Genomic DNA, 18302 nt, shown 5'->3' on the forward strand with positions numbered 1-18302 from the left:
AGAGTAGGACACCGCCGGACTTCCTTTAAGCCAGAGTAGGACACCGCCGGACTTCCTTTAAGCCGAAATGGCCACCCAACGCTGGGTGGCCATTTCGCATTTCACCACCCACGCACCACCACGCGCTGGTACGTGATCCCCCAACCGGGGGGACCACGCACCAGCGCTTCGTCGTACCCGGTGCACGTCGCGGTCGCTCCCCTATGAGGGTCGGCGCTACGCTGACCGCATCGACGGGAAGGACGCGGCCATGCGATTCAGTCACCTCGGGGACGATCCCCGCATTCATCCGGATGCCGTTGTGGCGCCCACAGCCGTCATCAGCGGAGACGTGACCATCGGGGCCGGGTGCCAGGTTCTGCACGGCGCTGTTCTCACCGCCGAGGGCAGCCCGGTGGTGCTGGGGGAGAACACCATCGTGATGGAGAACGCTCTGATCCGGGCCAGCGCAACCCACCCCGTGCACATCGGGCCGCACACCCTGATCGGTCCGATGGCAAGTGTCGCGGGCGCCGACATCGGCGCCGAGGTCTTCCTCGCCACCGGCACCCGTATCTTCAACGGAGCCGAGATCGGAGATCGCAGCGAGGTCCGCATCAATGCGGTCGTCCACCTACGCACGGTGTTGCCCGCCGAGACCATCGTCCCGATCTCCTGGGTCGCAGTCGGCGATCCGCTGCTCATCCTCCCACCCGACCGTCACGAGGAGATCTGGGCTGCGCAGAAGGAGCTCGACTTCCCGGGTTATGTCTTCGGGCTCGACCGCGAGACGCCTGACCTGATGGTGCAGCTCACCGAGCGCTACGGCCGGAGCCTCTCCCGCCACGCCTCAGACGTCCGACTGGACTGAGACGTCGACCCGACGGTCGTGCCCCTCGCCGCGCGGGAAAAGTGGCGCGCCGTCACCCGTTCCGGGGGCGCCGGCGCGTCACGGGATGGGTTCGAGCTCAGCCGGTGTTCTGCAGACCCGCAGCCACGCCACTCACCGACAACAGCAGGAGGCGCTGCTGCTCGGCATCCGGGATCTCCGACTCGGTCGAGGCATCGCGCAGGGCGCGGAGCGCCCGCAGCTGCAGCAGTGACAGGGCGTCGACGTAGGGGCTGCGCATCTTCACGGCGCGCTGCAGAACGGGCTTGTTTCCGAGCAGATCGCCGCCGGTGATGCGCTCGACCCAAGAGCGGGTGAGCAGCATCTCGTCCATGACGAGCTGAGCGAGGTCGTCGCGGTCGCCGAGCGCGAGGTAGCGGCGGGCGATGCGCTCGTCGGCCTTCGCCAGGCTCATTGCGACGTTGTCGATCATCGTGCGGAACAGCGGCCACTGCTCGTAGGCCTCACGGAGACGCTGCTCATCGTCGACGGCGTCGAGTGCCGTGCCGAGACCGAACCATCCCGCGAGGTTGATGCGCGCCTGCGTCCACGAGAACACCCACGGGATCGCTCGGAGGTCTTCGAGCGACTCCACTGACAGACCTCGGCGTGCGGGGCGCGAGCCGAGGGCGAGGTGGCCGAGCTCCTCCATCGGAGTGACCGTGGCGAACCACGGCGCAAAGCCGGGCGCCTTCACCAGGGCGAAGAAACGCTCGCGCGAGGCGATGTCCATGATGCGAGCGACGTCGGCGAAGGCATCGGCCGCTCCCCGGTTGCGCCGCTCGATCGAGGGAGAGGATGCCGTGAGCACCGCAGCCGCGACCTGGTCGATGTGGCGCATTGCGATGTCGGGGTCGCCGTAGCGAGCGAAGATCACCTCGCCCTGTTCGGTGAGCTTGAACCGACCATCGACCGAGTGGGGCGGCTGGGCCAGGATGGCCGAGTTGGCGGGTCCGCCGCCTCGACCGAGCGCGCCACCGCGGCCGTGGAAGAGCGTCAACTCGATGCCCTCGGCTGCAGCCCAGGTCGAGATCTGCGCCTGAGCCTCGTAGAGAGCGAGGTTCGCAGCGACGGGGCCGACGTCTTTCGACGAGTCGGAGTAGCCGAGCATGACCTCGAGGCGACGGCCGGTGGCATCCAGTCGGCTGACGAACGAGGGGTGCGTCACGATATCGGCGAGGATGCCGGGAGCCGCCTGCAGGTCGGCGAACGTCTCGAACAACGGGATGACGTCGAGCACGGGGAGCGCCTCGCCCGGGCCCATCGCGTACGAGGCGAGTTCGTGCACGTTCGCGAGGTCTTCGGCGGACTGCGTGAACGAGACGATGTAGCGGCCGGCGGCGCGGGGTCCGAAGCGCTCTTGTACGTAAGCGATGGAGCGGAAGACCTCAAGCACCTCGTCGGTCAATTCGCTGCGCTGACCGCCGACGCGAAGCTCTTCGAGCACCTTGCGGTGTACCGCCGAGTGCTGGCGGACCTCGAGCTCGGTGAGGTGGAAGCCGTACGTCTCGACCTGCCACACCAGTCTCTGCAGCGCACCGTAGGCCTGCCGCGCGGCGCCGGCGGTGACGAGCGACTCTTGCACGGTTCGCAGATCGGCGAGCAGGTGCTCGGGGTCGCGGTACGCCAGGTCGGCGTTGCGGGTGCGGGTCGCGGCGATCTTCCGAGCCAGCAGCAGCAGGATCCGGCGGTGCGGCTCCTCGGGGGAGCGCTCGGCGATCTCCGTCGCAGCATCTTCGTCGGCGGCACGCAGGCGGTGCCACAGAGCGACGAGGGCGTCGCTGGGCGGGGTGGTGCCGGCATCCAGGGTCAGACCTCGCCCCACGCGGAGCGCGGTGCGCTCCAGGCCCAGGAGCACGTGTTCGCTCGCGATCGAGGCGGCCTTGCGGGTCACGGACGCCGTGACGAACGGGTTGCCGTCACGGTCTCCACCGACCCAGGAACCGACGCGGACGAACGGCTTCACGATAGGCGCGCGGGATCCCGCGTTCTCGCCCTGGAGGATGTCGTCGATTCGGCGATAGACGTGCGGCACGGCGGTGTACAGCGTCTCGTCGAACACGGCCATGACCGAGCGCACCTCGTCGACGGGAGACGGCTTCTCGCGGCGGAGGGGAGCGGTGCGCCAGAGCGTGTCGATCTCCTCCAGCATGCGGCGCTCGGTGCGACGGGTCTCGGCCGCGTTCTCGCCCGCGGCGTCGCGTTCGCCGAGGAGTTCCGACAAACGACGGATGCTCGTCGAGATCGCTCGGCGCCGGGCCTCGGTGGGGTGCGCCGTGAAGACGGGGTGGAAGCGCAGGGCCTGGAGTCGCGCGAGGGCGGTCTCTTCGCCGACCTCGCTCGACAGCCTCTCGAAGGCGCTGGCGATCGTGTCGGGGATGCCGCTGCGCGACGGCTGATCACCGCGCTCGCGCAGGACGCGCACGCGCTGATGCTCTTCGACGAGGTTGACGAGGTGGAAGTACGCCGTGAAGGCACGGGCGACTTCGTCGGCCCGCTCGATGGAGAAGTCGTCGGCGATGGCCGCGGCTCGCTCGAACGCGGCGGGTGTCTCGTCGGTGTAGGCCTGGATCGTCGCCGTACGAAGTCGTTCGACGTCGTCGTACAGTCCGGGGGAGCCGCTCTCCCGAAGGACACGGCCCAGCAACGATCCGAGCAGGCGCACGTCGGCACGCATCTGTTCGGGGAGCTCTTGGCCGGCTTCGAAGCGGCCCACGAGGTCGATGGCCTCGGTCGGGGTCAGATCACGCACACGGCCAAGATTATCTGCGTCGCGTTGCGCGCAGATGACACGTCGACGCGGTGGTACCGGTCGACAGCGTGTGGAGAAGCCGTCGAGCCGACTCGGCGGCGCGCCACGAGTCGGAGATTGTCCGGCCTGGGGGCAGCATCATGGCCGACGTGAGGCCGCGCGCGGAGTGTCGTGCGAACTTTTCCGACGCCCGGGGCGGGTGCGCCCGCCGCCGTCGAGACGCACGGAGACTCTTCGAGCGGGAGAAACCCGCGCGCCGCCCAACGGAGATCCGCTCGGAACGTTGCGCCCGCCGCCGTCGAGACGTCCCGCGCGGGGAGGACCCGGTATCCGGGGATCCGCGAGATCCGTCTCGGCTCGACCGGAGGAGCGGCGGGCGGGGCATACTCGGGGGAGCGTTTCCCGCGGAACCGGTGGATGCCGGGCGTCACGGGTCGCGGAAGGAGATCCCGTGAGCGACGACGCCCTGCGCGAGGCCGCCGAGACCATGCACGCCGTGCGCGAACGGTGCGTGTGGACGCAGCAGATCGACCATCGCGACCTCGTGCCGTACCTCGTCGAGGAGAGCGCCGAGGTGATCGACGCGGTGGAGGCGGGCACCCGCGCCGACCTGCGCGAAGAGCTCGGCGACCTGCTCTGGCAGGTGCTGTTCCACGCCGAGATCGCCGCGGGCGATCCCGACGACCCGTTCGACATCGACGATGTGGCGCGTGGCCTGACCGAGAAGATGGTGCGGCGTCATCCCCACGTTTTCGCGGATGCCGTGGCATCCACTCCCGAAGAGGTCCTCGTGCACTGGGACGCGGCGAAGGCCGCTGAGAAGCGTGCGCGCACGAGCGTCCTGGACGGGGTCAGCGACCACATGCCCTCGCTGGCGCTGGCGCAGAAGATGCTGGGCAAGGCGGCGCAGACCGGGGTGCCCGCCCCGTCGCATCGGCTGGCGGATCCCGAGACCGAGACGGAGCTGGGCGACGCGCTGCTGATGCTGGTGCACCTGGGACGCACCCGCGGGTGGGATGCCGAACGCGCCCTGCGCGAGCGCCTCCGCATGCTGCGCACCGAGGTGCAGACCGCAGAGCGGTACCCCGGAACACCGGCGGGCTGAACGGGTCCTCACGCGAGATCACTTCCTCGGCGCGGGGGCGCACGACGAGCGTGCGTGACGGGCGATCAGCCGTCGACATCGAGCCAGGCAGGCGTCAGCCGCCCCCGCATCCGGACCTGCCGCCCGAGCCTGGAACAATGGGGCCGTGGCATCTGTGAACCCGCCGCGCGGCATGCGCGACTTCCTCCCCGCTGACAAGGCCCGTCGCGAGCGCGTGCTCGCCGTCATCCGCGAGCGGTACCGCGCGCACGGGTTCGATGAGATCGAGACGCCCGTCATGGAGGACTACGACCGCCTCCACGCCGGTATCGGCGGCGACAACGAGAAGCTGTCGTTCAGCATCCTGAAGCGCGGGATGGATGCCGAGGGCATCCGCGCTGCGGCAGACGACCCGGCCGCCCTCGCCGACCTGGGCCTGCGCTACGACCTCACCGTTCCGCTCGCCCGCTTCTACGCGACGAACCGCGCGCAGCTGCCGACGGTGTTCCGCGCGATCCAGATGGCGCCGGTGTGGCGCGCCGAGCGTCCGCAGAAGGGGCGCTACCGCCAGTTCCTCCAGTGCGACATCGACGTCATCGGCGACGCCACCGCCCGCGCCGAGGCCGAGCTCATGGTCGCGAGTCTCGACGTGCTCGACGCTCTGGGGCTCACGGGCGGCTCGATCCGCGTGAACGACCGCCGCGTGCTCGACGCGATGCTCGACGTGTTCGGTTTCGCCCCCGAGGAGCGTCCCGGCGTTCTGATCACGATCGACAAGCTCGACAAGGTCGGGCCCTCGGGCGTCGTCGCCGAGCTCCGCGGACGGGGAGCCGACGAGGGCGCCGTCGATGCTCTCTCCGCCTACCTCGACCGGCCGGCGGCATCTCCGACGTTCGACGAGGTCGGGATCCGTTCGGCCCTTCCCGACGGCATCCCCGACGAGGTCATCACCCACCTCGTGGCCCTGGGCGACACCGTCGCCGCCGCCCGAGGTGCCGATGCGCCCTTGGTTTTCGACCCGTTCCTCGTGCGCGGGATGGGCTACTACACCGGCACCATCTTCGAACTGGCGCACCCGAGCGTCGACTACTCGCTCGGCGGCGGAGGACGCTACGACGGCATGATCGGTCGCTTCCTCGGCCAACAGGTCCCGGCCGTGGGATTCTCGATCGGCTTCGAACGCATCGTCGACCTGCTGCCCGACACCGACGCCGAGGGGGAGCGCTCCGTCGTGCTCGTTCACGACCGCGACGTCGCCCTCGCCCCGTTGCTCGCGATGAAGGCGCACCTCGTCGCCGAGGGCGCACGCGTGCGCATCGAGCAGCGGGTGAAGAACATGAAGGCGCTGCTCGAGCGGTCCGCGGCGGACGGCTACACCTCGTTCGCCTCCGTCGGCACCGAGACGACCGCCGACACGCTCGAGTTCAAGTCGCTCGCCTGATCCGCGCCGAGGTGCGCCCGTCCCTCGGGGGACGCCGACCCCTCCCGTGGCAGCACCCGAGGGCCGATATCCGCCAGGCTGCGGCTCGCTCGGCGAAGGGAGCGGAGCCTCGACACGGGTTCCCCTCACGCCACCGCGCTGATCAACGCCTCCTCGGGACTCTCGGCGGCGAGACGCTCCAGGCGCCCCGCGGTCGCGGCATCCCGGGGCGAGAACCACACGACGCGTGAGCCGAGGCCGTCGTCGATCCACAGGCTCGACATCTCGAGGTGCAGCTCGCCGACGCGGGCGTGCACGAGGTGCTTGGTGGCGTTCCGCTCCCCGCCGACGTCGCCGAGGCGCCACAGCTCCCTGAACCGCGGGGACTCCTCTTCGAGATCGGCGATGAACCGCTGCCACGCGGGTTCTTCATGGTGGCGCCCGTACGCCGATCGCAGACGCGCGGCGATGCGCCGCTGCGCGTGGTCGAGGTCGGCATGCGACCGCTGCCAATCGGAATCGGTGAACAGCAGCACGGCGCAGTTCCGGCGCTCGGCGGGGATGTCGTCGAGGTCGTCGAAGAGGTAACGGTAGGCGCGGTTGTAGGCACGGATGTCGAAGCGGGCGGTCTGCACCGCGGCCGGGTACGGCAGGAGCTTCTCGAGCAGGTCGAGATGGGTCGCCCCGACGCAGAGTCGCGCTTCGCGGTCGGGGACCGGGAGGTCGGCGAGGGCGAAGAGGTGGTCGCGCTCGTCATCGCTCAATCGCAGGGCTCGCGCGATGGCGGTGACGACCTGGGCGGACGCGGCGATGGGGCGACCCTGCTCGAGCCAGGTGTACCACGTGAGTCCGACGCCGGCGAGTTGTGCGACTTCTTCGCGGCGGAGGCCCGTCACCCGGCGACGCGTACCGTCGGGGAGGCCGACGTCGGCGGGGCGGAGGCGGGCGCGGCGGCTGCGCAGGAACGCGGCGAACTCCACGCGGGCGTCATCGGATCGCGTCATGGCGTCCCTCTCTCTCGCGGCGATCGTAGATCGCCGGCTCGGCATGCGTGCGCTCCGAGGGGAGTGCTCCCACTACCAGGATGAGCGCACTCCTGGTACCAGGATGCCGCGGTCTCCATGCTGGCACCATGACGACTTCCGCCCACCCCGCCACCGGGAGCGCGCCGGTGCCGATCCGCCCCGACCTCGCCGAAGGCGTACCGACGTGGCGATATCTGGGATTCCTCCTCGGACCGGGCGTGGGAACGTTCGCCTTCAATGCGGTGACGGTGATCCTCCCGACGCTCCGCGAGCGCTTCGGCGCCGACGACATCTCGCTCGAACTGGTCATCGCCGGCTACGGCATCCCTTTCGCTGTGCTGCTGATCCTCGGCGGGCGACTCGGCGACCGGTTCGGCCGCCACCGCCTCTACGCCCTCGGGATGGGGCTGTTCCTCGTCTCGGCCATCGCGTGCGCCCTCGCTCCCTCGATCGACACCCTCATCGTCGCGCGCGTCATCCAGGGCGTGGGCGCAGCCCTCTGCACCCCTCAGGTGCTCGCGACCATCCAGGCCACCTCGCGGGGACCGGCCCGTACCCGCGCGATCGCCGCGTTCGGCGCGAGCGGAGGAATCGGCGCCGCGGTCGGTCAGGTCGCCGGCGGCGCCCTCGCCGCCCTCTCCTTCGGCCCCGTCGAGGGATGGCGAGCGGTGTTCGTGGTGGTGGCGTTCGTCGCCGGCGCGGCGATCGCCCTGGCGCCTCTGGCCCCGAGCTCCCGGGCTCATGAGGTCGTTGCCATCGACCTGATCGGGACCGTGGCGCTCGCCCTCGGAATCCTCGCCGCCTCCGTCGCGCTGACCTTCGGACCCGTGTGGAACTGGTCATGGCCGGTGGCCGTAGCGCTCGTCGTCGCCGCAGGCGCGCTGTGGTCGATGTGGAAGCACCAGGATGCCGTCGAGCGCTCTGGCCGCGTCCCCCTGCTGCCGCCCAGCGTCCTGCGCCTGCGGCCCCTGCAACTCGGGCTGATCGCAGCGGGGCTCTTCTTCGCGGGATACTCCGCGCTGCTGTACGTCTTCCCGCGAGCCGTCGAGGCCGGGGGTCTCACTTCCTTCGAGGCGGGGATGGCACTGCTGCCCTTCGCCGTGGTCTTCGCCGGAGTCTCGCTCGCGGTGGCCCGCATCCAGAGCCGTCTCGGCGACTCGACGCTCGTGCTCGGGGTCGCGCTTCAGATCGTCGCGCTCGTGGCGATGGCCGCGATCCTCGTCGCGGCGTGGGGGAGCGGAATCGGCCTCTGGCTGCAGCCGGCCCTGCTGGTGCTCGGAGCGGGACAGGCGCTGATCTTCTCGCCCCTCACCCAGCTCGTCGTGCGCGAGGTGCCGGTGGAGGCGGCCGGGCTCTCCGGAGGCATGTTCAGCACTGCACAGCAGATCGCGCTGTCGTTCGGGGTGATCGTGATCGGCGGGGTGGTGAGCTTCAGCGGGGTGGCCGGCCGAGAGGAGCTCCTCGCGGGGCTCGCCCTCGACCTCGTGCTCGCCGTCGCCGTGCTCGTGCTGGCCGTCGTGCTGCGCGCACGAGGCGCACGCGCCGCGGTCTGAGCGGGGCGTTAGAGATTCCGGTATCCCGACACTGCTCGAGAATCCACGGGATGCCGGGAGGCCACCGTCGCCGCAGCGTCACGCGTCGTCCACCGGGCGTTCACCCCGGGCGAGTGTCATCGGAGCATGTCTCCGCGTCGGCCCCTCGCCGTGACGGCCGCGTCGTCGATCGCCGTGCTGAGTGCGGCGGCGGTGGGGCTCCGCGCCCTGCTCACGCGACAGGCGGCGATCGCACGGCGCCGCATCGGCAAGCCCCTCGGCGAAGAGGCTCTGGATGCCGACCGGATCTGGCGCCGCAAGAAGCATCCGGGGGAGCCTGTCGAGCTCCTGCTGCTCGGGGACTCCATCGCTGCGGGTCTCGGCGCAGGGCACCGGCGCGACACGCTCGGCGCGCGCCTGGCGAAGGGCATCGCGCGGCAGGCCGGTCGCCCGGTCCGGTTGCGCACCGTCGCCGTCGTGGGGTCGGAGACGTCAGCCCTTGCGGGGCAGATCGCCGCTCTTCCGGCGGAGTACCGAGCGGATGCCGCCGTGATCGTCGTCGGCGGCAACGATGTGACGCACCGCATCCCGGCATCCCGATCCGCCGAGCAGCTCGAGGACGTCGTGCGAGCGCTGCGCGACGACGGCATCCCGGTGGTCGTGGGAACGTGTCCGGACCTCGGGACGCTCCGTGCGATCCCGCAGCCTCTTCGGGCGCTCGCTGCGCGGTCGTCGCGGCAGTTGGCTGCCGCGCAGGCCACCGCCGTCCATCGCGCCGGCGGTCGCGTCGTCGCCCTCTCGCGGGCGGTGGGTCCGGTGTTCGCCGAGCGCCCCGACGAGATGTTCAGCGTCGACCGCTTCCATCCGAGTGCCCTGGGTTACCGACGCACGGCCGAGGCGCTGCTGCCGGCGGTGCTCGCTGCGCTCGAGGCGGCCGCGAGGTCCGACGCCCGCTGACACGTCGCCCACGTCGGGCCCGTGCGCGCTCGGGCCAGCACGGGCCTCCCGGGCGTTGACCCGCGCTGCCCGCGTCGACAGGGTGGGATGGTGCCTACCCACGACGACGTCGACGCCTTCCTCACGGCCACCCTCGTGGGTGACGATCCGATGCTGGATGCCGCGCTGCGGGCGCAGCACGACGCCGGTCTCCCGGCGATCGAGGTGGCCCCCGTCAACGGGAAGTTCCTGCATCTGCTCGCCCGGATCGCCGGGGCGCGGAGGGTGCTCGAGATCGGCACCCTCGGCGGGTACTCCACGATCTGGTTCGCCCGCGCCGTCGGCCCCGCCGGCCGCGTCGTGACGATCGAGGCCGAACCGGACAACGCGCAGATCGCCCGCGCCAACCTCGCGCGCGCCGGAGTCGCCGACCGCGTCGAGGTGCGGATCGGACGCGGGGCCGACGTGCTGCCGACCCTTGCGGGCGGCGTCCCGTTCGACCTCGTCTTCATCGACGCCGACAAGGAGTCCAACACCCTGTATCTCGACTGGGCGGCGCGCCTGGGTCGGCGCGGCACCGTCGTCGTGCTCGACAACGTCGTGCGCGCGGGAGAGGTCGCCGACGCCGACACTGCCGACACGAAGGTCCGGGGCGCGCGCCGCGGCGTCGAGATGCTCGGCACCGACCCCCGCTTCGACGCCACCGCCTTGCAGACCCTCGACCGCAAAGGGTGGGACGGCATCGCGCTGGCGATCATCGTCGACACCGCCGCTCCCTGACCCGGTCGCGAGGTCCGTGCCGGTCGAAGGACCTGCCCGCAACCGACGGGTTCCGCCACCTCGCGTCCGCGGATCCACGGCTGACCGGCATCCGTCCCCACGGCCGTCACCCCGTGTCACTAGACTCGACGACGGACCGACGACGCTCCGCCCTCTTTCCCCAGAACCAACGAGGAGTCCTTCGTGGCACTTATCGAGGCTGTCAACGCGCGCGAGATCCTGGATTCGCGCGGTAACCCGACCGTCGAGGTGGAGGTGCTCCTCGACGACGGAATCGTCCAGCGGGCGGCCGTCCCCTCCGGCGCGTCCACCGGCGCGTTCGAGGCCTACGAGCTGCGCGACGGCGACAAGAGCCGCTACAGCGGCAAGGGTGTGCTGAAGGCCGTCGCCGCCGTCGTCGACGAGCTCGGTCCCGCCATCGAGGGCGTCGAAGCCAGCGAGCAGCGCATCATCGACGAGATCCTGATCGAGACCGACGGCACCGAGAACAAGTCGCGCACCGGCGCCAACGCCATCCTCGGCGTCTCGCTCGCCGTCGCCAAGGCCGCCGCCGACAGCGCCGACCTGCCCCTGTTCCGCTACCTCGGCGGCCCCAACGCGCACCTGCTGCCCGTGCCGCTGTTCAACGTCATCAACGGAGGCGAGCACGCCGACAACGGCATCGACTTCCAGGAGTTCTTCCTCGCGCCCATCGGCGCCGACACCTACAGCGAGTCCCTGCGCTGGGGCACCGAGGTCTACCACGTCCTCAAGGGCGAGCTGAAGTCCGCGGGGTACAACACGGGTCTCGGCGACGAGGGCGGCTTCGCCCCCGACCTGCCCAGCAACCGCGAGGGCCTGGACTTCCTCATCCGCGCGATCGAGAAGGCCGGCTTCACCCCCGGCACGGACATCGCGGTCGGCCTCGACGTTGCCGCGACCGAGTTCTTCAAGGACGGCGTGTACACCGTCGAGGGCAAGGAGTGGAGCGTCGACACGCTCGTCGACTACTTCGCCGACCTCGTCGCGAACTTCCCGATCGTCACGATCGAGGACGCGCTCGCAGAGGACGACTGGGACGGCTGGAAGAAGCTGACGGAGGCCATCGGCTCCAAGGTGCAGCTCGTCGGCGACGACCTGTTCGTCACCAACCCCCAGCGTCTGCAGAAGGGCATCGACCTCGGCATCGCCAACTCGCTGCTCGTCAAGGTCAACCAGATCGGCACGCTGAGCGAGACCCTGGATGCCATCAACCTGGCCACCCGCTCGGGCTACACCTCGATGCTGTCGCACCGCTCGGGCGAGACCGAGGACACCACCATCGCCGACCTCGCCGTCGCGGTCAACGCCGGACAAATCAAGACCGGTGCCCCCGCGCGCAGCGAGCGCGTCGCGAAGTACAACCAGCTGCTCCGCATCGAGGAAGACCTCGGCGACGCCGCGGTCTTCGCGGGCCGCTCGGCGTTCCCCCGTTTCAAGGGCTGATCGTTCGATCCGAGGGAGGGGGAGCCGCGGGGCTCCCCCTCCCTTCTTGTTTCCCGGGGTCCGCGAGGGCGCTACCCGGCGGTCGAGATCCCGGCGTCCCGGCCGATCATGGTCACCCGTCTGAGCGGATGCCGAGCCCCCGGCGCGTCCCCGGAGCGCCTCGAAGTGGCGACGTAGACTCGCCTGCGGCCTGATCGACAGTCCATGAAACGAAGGGAGGGGCGTGGAACGACCGACCCTGCCTCCCCGCCGTCCCCTGGCATCCGAGGCCCCGAAGGCGAAGAAGACACCGAAGCGTGCGCCCAGCGCCCGGCCCGATCGTCCGCCGCGACCGTCGGCGCCCGAACGCCGCGTGGACGTGCGCGACTGGCTCGGCCGAGTGCGCGTCTCGGGTTTCGTCGTCATCATGCTCGGTCTGGTCGTGCTAGGCACCTTCGTGCTTGTGCCCTCGGTGGGGACGTACATGGACCAGCGTCAGCAGATCCAGGCGCTCGAGAGCGCGGTGAAGATCGGCCAGTCCGAGGTCGAGGATCTGCAGATGCAGCGCGACCGATGGTCGGACCCCGCATACATCCGTACGCAGGCGCGTGAGCGCCTCGGCTATACCTTCCCGGGCGAGGTCGTCTACCTCATCGACAACGACCTGCCCGCGTCGGCGACGCCGCAGGAGCAGGACGACGTCAGCGGAGACGTGGGTCAGACGCGTACCGACTGGATGGCGCAACTGGTGCGCTCGGTCACCGCGTCCGGCGCGGCGCAAGTGGCCGTGCCCACGATCGGCGTGCCCGATCCGACGCCCGCGCCCGACGCTCGCGCACCCTGACCGCATCCGTCCCGCCTTCCGACACGCGCCGGAGGGGCCGGGTACCCTGGGAGCGATGACTACCGCGACTCTTCCTCCCGCATCCAACGCCGACCTGGCTGTGCTCAAGGCGCAGCTCGGACGCGTTCCCCGCGGAGTCATCGGGATCGCCGCTCGATGCGCGTGCGGGAACCCGACGGTGGTGGCGACCTCTCCCCGTCTCGACGACGGCAGCCCTTTCCCCACGTTCTACTACCTCACCCACCCGGCCGCGACCGCCGCGATGTCGGTACTCGAAGCCGGGCACGTCATGAAGGAGTTCTCCGACGAGCTCGCCGAGAGCGAAGAGCTGCAGCAGCAGTACGAGGCGGCGCACCGGTCTTATCTCCGCGACCGGGCCGCCTACGGGGAGCCCGAGGAGATCGCCGGGATCTCGGCCGGCGGCATGCCCACGCGTGTGAAGTGCCTGCACGCGCTCGCGGGGCACGCTCTTGCGGCCGGTCCGGGCGTGAACCCCATTGGCGACCGAGCCCTCGAGCGCGGTACGTGGTCGCCCGAACGCTGCCAGTGCGAGAGCCCCGGGACCGGCGGATGAAGCGCGTCGCCGCCGCCGTGGCATCCGTCATCCTGGTGGCGGTGCTCACGGGCGCGTCGGCGACACCCGTCCCGCCGACGTCCACGGCGGCCCCGCAGCTGCCGGCGGGCCCGGTCGCCGAGGACCCGACGGACTCGGTGCGCGCGGCAGAGTACTGGCTCGACCAGTACGGCGTCCGCGAGGCGTGGAAGACCACGCGCGGAGCCGGGCAGAAGATCGCCATCATCGACACCGGCATCGGCCGCGGCCCGACGGAGTTCAGTGGTGCTGTCATCGGCGGCGTCGACGTCTCGGGCGTCGGATCGAGCGACGGACGCACGCCCGTCGGCGCGGTGGACGCCAACCACGGCAGCTGGGTCGCTTCGCTCGCCGCCGCCCGCGGCACCGGCAATGGCCGCGGCATGATCGGCGTCGCTCCCGAGGCCGAGCTGTTGTCGATCTCGGTCGGATTCGGCGCGACGACGTCGAAGCCGTTCACCGAGCAGATCGCCGAGGCCATGAAATGGGCCGTCGACAACGGCGCCACCGTCATCAACCTCTCGCTCACGACGAACACCCTCGACTGGGACCGCAGCTGGGACGAGGCGTTCGAGTACGCCTTCGACAAGAACGTCGTCGTCGTCGTGGCGGCCGGCAACCGGGGGAGCGGCACCGACCGCGTGGGCGCGCCCGCCACGATCCCCGGCGTCCTGGCCGTGGGCGGTGTCGACCCGAGCGGCGCTGCGAGCAACAGCGCGTCGACGCAGGGCATCACGATCGGCCTCTCCGCGCCCAGTGAGCGTCTGATCGGCGTTTCCGCCGACGGCAGCCTGGTGCAGTGGAACGGTACGAGCGGCGCGGCCCCCATCGTCGCTGGCATCGCCGCGCTGGTGCGCGCCGCGCACCCCGAACTCGACGCCGACAACGTCCTCAACCGCCTCATTCAGACGGCGAAGCCTGCCGCGGGTGCGTCGACCAAGCCCGACAAGCTGTACGGCTACGGCCTGGTGGATGCCGCCGGCGCGGTGTCGTCCAGCCCGGTCGCGACCGTGAGCGAGAACCCGCTGGGAAGCCTCACGGAATGGATCCGCCTCTACCGCCGAGCGGACGCCCAGCCTGCACCCGAGCCCAGCGCGAGCCCGGTCACCATCCCGCCGCTCCCGCCGGTCCAATCGGCGCCGCAGGCGAGTTCGCCTCTGCTGCCGTCGCGCGATAGCGTGCTCTACGGGTCGTTGCCGCTCGGCGCTGCCACGCTGGCCGCTATAATGATTGCGCTCGGCGTCACTGCTGCTGCCCGGCGATCCCGACAGGCACGCACCTCCCGCGAGCCGAGCCGCATCATTAACGAGGAGTCCCTCCCATCGTGACCACTACCGTGCCCAGAATCCTCATCGTCGGTGGGGGCTACGCAGGTTTCTACACCGCGTGGAAGCTCGAGAAGCTCCTCGGCCGCAACGAGGCCGAAGTCACGCTCGTCGACCCGCTGCCGTACATGACGTACCAGCCGTTCCTCCCCGAGGTCGCCGCCGGCGAGATCGAGCCCCGTCACGTCGTGGTGGGCCTTCGTCGCCACCTGAAGCGCACCACGGTCATCGCCGGCAAGATCACGGGCATCTCGCACGCGACCAAGACCGCCACGATCACTCCGATCGCGGGCGACGAGTCCTTCGAGCAGGCCTACGACCAGATCGTCGTGACCGCCGGTGCCGTCTCGCGGACCTTCCCGATCCCCGGCATCGCCGACAACGCCATCGGCCTCAAGACCATCGAGGAGGCCGTCGCCATCCGTGACCGCCTCACCTCGAACTTCGACAAGGCGTCCGTGCTCCCCGCCGGACCCGAGCGCGACCGTCTGCTGACCGTCGTGGTCGTCGGCGGCGGCTTCGCCGGCATCGAGGTGTTCGCCGAACTGCGCGCCTACGCCTCGTCGCTGCTGAAGCAGTACCCGACGCTGACGTTCGACGACACGCACTTCCACCTCATCGAGGCAATGGGCCGCATCATGCCCGAGGTGTCGCAGAAGACGAGCGAGTGGGTCCTCGCCGACCTGGCGAAGAAGGGTGCCTTCGTGCATCTCGACACCCAGGTCAAGGGTGCCGTCGACGGCGTCGTCGAGCTGTCGACCGGCGAGAACCTGCCGACCGACCTCATCATCTGGACCGCCGGCGTCATGGCCAACCCCACGGTCGTCCGCGGCAGCGACCTGCCCGTCGAGGAGCGCGGCCGCATCCGCACCCGTCCCGACCTGCGCGTCGGTACCGACGAAGACATCGTCGAGGGCGCCTGGGCCGCCGGTGACGTTTCGGCCGTTCCCGACCTGTCGGGTGGCGGCGTCGGTGGCTTCTGCGTCCCCAACGCCCAGCACGCGGTGCGCCAGGGCAAGCTCATGGCGAAGAACATCGTGGCGGTCCTGCGGGGCGAGGAGCCCAAGCAGTACTTCCACAAGAACCTCGGTGCCGTTGCGGGTCTCGGCCTGTACAACGGCGCATTCCAGTCGGGCAACATCGCCCTGACCGGCCTGATCGCCTGGTTCGCCCACCGCGGCTACCACGGCCTGGCCATGCCCACGTGGGAGCGCAAGTTCCGCGTGGTCGGCGACTGGATGCAGAACTTCCTGCACGGTCGTGAGGTCGTGAACCTCGAGGCCGTCCAGCAGCCCCGCGCCGCGTTCGAGGAGTTCGCCGCGCGCCCGCGTCCGGCAGCTCCCGCCGCAGACGCGCCCGCTCCGGCCGAGAACAAGGCCGAGCCCGTCGCGGCGAAGTAACACCTCACGTTCCGAGACCCCCGCGCCCTTCCGGTGCGGGGGTCTCGTCGTTTCCGGATGCCGCGGGCTGACGTGCTCGAGCCGTCGAGTGGATGCCGTGGGCAACGCGCCGGGTGTTGGCATCCGGGGTCGGCGTGTCGGGGTTGCGGTCCGCAGGACGGCGGGCGCGAGGCCGCCCCACGATACGGTGGAAGAGGGCCCCCGTAGCCCAATGGCAGAGGCAGGCGACTTAAAATCGCTTCAGTGTGGGTTCGAGTCCCACCGGGGGTACGCGACGATCCGGCCCGCCGGCATCGCGGTCGACTCGATCCAGATCCCCTGGGAGTCCTCAGCACCGCCCGGCCCCCGCCCCACCCCGTAGTTACACTGAAGAGCAATCTCTCGAACGGAAGTGTGGGGACTTATGTGGGAGTGGCTCGTACCGGTCATTGTGATCGTCGGCATCCTGGTGATCGCGGGCATCTACCTCTGGGCCACCTACAACGCCCTGGTCGCGCTGAACGTGCGCGTCGACGAGGCGTGGAGTGACATCACGGTGCAGCTCAAGCGGCGCGCCGACCTGCTGCCCAACCTCATCGAGACGGTGAAGGGGTACGCGGCGCACGAGAAGGCCGTGTTCGAGAACGTCACGCGTGCCCGCGCTGAGACGCTGTCGGCGCAGAGCCCCGCCGAGGCCGGTATCGCCGAGGGACACATGCAGCAGGCGCTGAAGTCGCTGTTCGCCGTGGCCGAGGCGTACCCGCAGCTGCAGGCGAGCCAGAACTTCCTGCAGCTGCAGCACTCGATCGTCGATACCGAAGACAAGATCCAGGCGTCGCGCCGGTTCTACAACGGCGGCGTCCGCGAACTGAACACGAAGATCAAGGTGTTCCCCAACAACCTGTTCGCACGCCAGCTCGGCTTCCACGAACGCGAGTTCTTCGAAGTCATCGACGGCGCCGCGATCGCGGAACCTCCCCGCGTGCAGTTCTGACCGAACACGCCCCCTCCGCTCCGGCGGAGGGGGCGTTTCAGTTCGACCGGCCGTCGGGGTGTTCGTGCCGCTCCGCCGCGAGCGCCCCGGCGACGGCGTCTGCTGCGTCGCCCCACCGCGACACGGTCACCGTCTCGAGACCCTGCCAGCGCGCGGCCGTGAGGAGTTCTGCGGCGATGCGCTCGGCGGCATCGGGGGGCGCTCCGGCCTCCCACCACGCCGACTGCACGCGCAGGGCGCTGGAGGCGCGGTCGGCCTTGAGGTCGAGTCGGCCCACGACGTCGTCGCCGACGAGCACCGGCAGCGAGTAGTAGCCGAACCGGCGCTGCGGCGCCGGGGTGTAGATCTCGATGCGGTAGTCGAAATCGAACAGTCGCTCCGCCCGGTCGCGGAACCACACCACCGGGTCGAAGGGCGTAAGGATCGCCGCGGCGTCGACCTTTCGCGGGCGGGCGGCGTCTCGGTGCAACCATGCCTTGGCGGGACGACCCGCGATCCGCCACCCCTCCACTTCGACCGGTATCAGTTCACCGGCGTCGACGAGATCGCGAATGCCGGCCAGCACGGCGGGCCGATCGCGGATACGCCAATAGTCGGCCAGGTCGGACGCCGTCGCGACGCCGTAGGCGACGGCGGCGCGGCGCACGAGCTCGGTGATCGCCTCCGCCCGTGGCACCGTCGTCTCGAGCGCGGAAGCGGGCAACACGTCGTATGCCAGGGCGTAGCGTCGTTCGAACCCGCGTCGTCCGGCGATCGCCACATCGCCGAACAACCACAGCCGCTCGAGACCGTTCTTGGCGTCGTCCCAGCCCCACCACGCGCCGCGGGTGCCTCTGCGGGCATCGCGATCGATCTCGGCCGGCCGCAGCGGCCCGCGCTCGGCCAGCTCGTCGCGGAGCCACTGCAGGAGCGGCTGATTCGCCTCCGCCCAGGCGTCGTGGCCGTATTTGCGGCGCATGTCATCGCGTCGGAACTGCAGCAGCGGCCAATCGTCGACCGAGACGAGGGATGCCACATGCGCCCACGACTCGACCCAGGTCGGCCGTCGCGAGAACGCCAGTTTGTCGAGCAGCGCGGTGTCGTACGAGCCGAGACGGGCGAACAGCGGCATGTAGTGCGAGCGGGCGAAGACGTTGACGGAGTCGATCTGCAGGATGAGCAGGCGGCGCAGCGCGGCGGTGATCTGGCGCGTGCCGACGGCCGTGGGACGCGGACGGGCGAAGCCCTGAGCGGCCAGAGCGATGCGACGCGCGTCGGCGCGACGGAGGGTCGTCGTCATGCCCCTCACGGTATCCCCAACCACCGACATCGCCCGCGAGCGATGCGGG

At 70.4% G+C, this 18302-nt stretch carries 15 protein-coding genes and 1 tRNA gene; 13 read left to right on the forward strand and 3 right to left on the reverse strand.

Annotation, left to right across the window (positions count from 1 at the left end; genetic code table 11):
- Positions 1-250 precede the first annotated feature (250 nt).
- Positions 251-850, forward strand: coding sequence for a gamma carbonic anhydrase family protein (locus tag ASF76_RS04080; protein ID WP_055953472.1), 600 nt, complete (start codon positions 251-253; stop codon positions 848-850).
- Positions 851-947: 97 nt separating this feature from the next.
- On the opposite strand, the gene ASF76_RS04085 is transcribed toward ASF76_RS04080, so the two are convergent.
- Positions 948-3620: a phosphoenolpyruvate carboxylase gene (locus ASF76_RS04085; RefSeq protein ID WP_055953475.1), complete on the reverse strand. Its 2673-nt coding sequence runs from the start codon at positions 3618-3620 to the stop codon at positions 948-950.
- A gap of 487 nt (positions 3621-4107) precedes the next feature.
- Here ASF76_RS04085 and ASF76_RS04090 point away from each other — a divergent pair, with 487 nt between their 5' ends.
- Complete coding sequence (locus tag ASF76_RS04090; protein ID WP_082484909.1) at positions 4108-4725, forward strand: MazG nucleotide pyrophosphohydrolase domain-containing protein; 618 nt, start codon at positions 4108-4110, stop codon at positions 4723-4725.
- Positions 4726-4897: 172 nt separating this feature from the next.
- Positions 4898-6145: a histidine--tRNA ligase gene (gene hisS / locus ASF76_RS04095; protein WP_055955243.1), complete on the forward strand. Its 1248-nt coding sequence runs from the start codon at positions 4898-4900 to the stop codon at positions 6143-6145.
- A 125-nt stretch (positions 6146-6270) separates the two neighbouring features.
- On the opposite strand, the gene ASF76_RS04100 is transcribed toward hisS, so the two are convergent.
- The gene (locus tag ASF76_RS04100) at positions 6271-7128 is read right to left on the reverse strand and encodes a helix-turn-helix transcriptional regulator (RefSeq protein ID WP_055953481.1); all 858 of its coding nucleotides are present in this window, start codon (positions 7126-7128) and stop codon (positions 6271-6273) included.
- A gap of 128 nt (positions 7129-7256) precedes the next feature.
- Here ASF76_RS04100 and ASF76_RS04105 point away from each other — a divergent pair, with 128 nt between their 5' ends.
- The 10 genes from ASF76_RS04105 (at position 7257) to ASF76_RS04150 (ending at position 16974) form a co-directional block, all read left to right on the forward strand.
- Entirely contained in the window at positions 7257-8702 is a 1446-nt protein-coding gene (locus ASF76_RS04105) for an MFS transporter (protein WP_055953484.1), read from the forward strand.
- A 126-nt stretch (positions 8703-8828) separates the two neighbouring features.
- Positions 8829-9638: an SGNH/GDSL hydrolase family protein gene (locus ASF76_RS04110; RefSeq protein WP_055953487.1), complete on the forward strand. Its 810-nt coding sequence runs from the start codon at positions 8829-8831 to the stop codon at positions 9636-9638.
- 150 nt (positions 9639-9788) lie between these two features.
- Positions 9789-10397 carry an O-methyltransferase gene (locus ASF76_RS04115; RefSeq protein ID WP_235561252.1) on the forward strand — a complete coding sequence of 203 codons (609 nt, stop codon included), beginning with the start codon at positions 9789-9791 and terminating at the stop codon, positions 10395-10397.
- Between the two features lie 183 nt (positions 10398-10580).
- The gene (gene eno / locus ASF76_RS04120) at positions 10581-11861 is read left to right on the forward strand and encodes a phosphopyruvate hydratase (protein WP_055953493.1); all 1281 of its coding nucleotides are present in this window, start codon (positions 10581-10583) and stop codon (positions 11859-11861) included.
- Positions 11862-12084: 223 nt separating this feature from the next.
- Positions 12085-12684, forward strand: a complete 600-nt coding sequence (locus tag ASF76_RS04125) for an FtsB family cell division protein (protein WP_235561232.1) — start codon at positions 12085-12087, stop codon at positions 12682-12684.
- 55 nt (positions 12685-12739) lie between these two features.
- Positions 12740-13258, forward strand: a complete 519-nt coding sequence (locus ASF76_RS04130) for a DUF501 domain-containing protein (RefSeq protein WP_055953496.1) — start codon at positions 12740-12742, stop codon at positions 13256-13258.
- A complete protein-coding gene (locus ASF76_RS04135; protein ID WP_055953498.1) occupies positions 13255-14604 on the forward strand; it encodes a S8 family serine peptidase in 1350 nt (449 codons plus the stop codon). Before ASF76_RS04130 ends, ASF76_RS04135 begins: the two co-directional genes overlap by 4 nt.
- Positions 14605-14612: 8 nt before the next feature.
- The gene (locus tag ASF76_RS04140) at positions 14613-16001 is read left to right on the forward strand and encodes an NAD(P)/FAD-dependent oxidoreductase (RefSeq protein WP_055955249.1); all 1389 of its coding nucleotides are present in this window, start codon (positions 14613-14615) and stop codon (positions 15999-16001) included.
- A gap of 197 nt (positions 16002-16198) precedes the next feature.
- A tRNA-Leu gene (locus ASF76_RS04145) sits at positions 16199-16271 on the forward strand.
- A gap of 133 nt (positions 16272-16404) precedes the next feature.
- A complete protein-coding gene (locus tag ASF76_RS04150; protein ID WP_055953501.1) occupies positions 16405-16974 on the forward strand; it encodes a LemA family protein in 570 nt (189 codons plus the stop codon).
- Positions 16975-17011: 37 nt separating this feature from the next.
- Here the strand turns inward: ASF76_RS04150 and ASF76_RS04155 are convergent, their stop codons facing one another.
- Positions 17012-18253, reverse strand: a complete 1242-nt coding sequence (locus ASF76_RS04155; protein ID WP_055953504.1) for a winged helix-turn-helix domain-containing protein — start codon at positions 18251-18253, stop codon at positions 17012-17014.
- Positions 18254-18302: the final 49 nt, after the last annotated feature.

The organism is Microbacterium sp. Leaf151, assembly GCF_001424225.1.
In the GTDB taxonomy this organism is placed as follows: Bacteria; Actinomycetota; Actinomycetes; order Actinomycetales; family Microbacteriaceae; genus Microbacterium.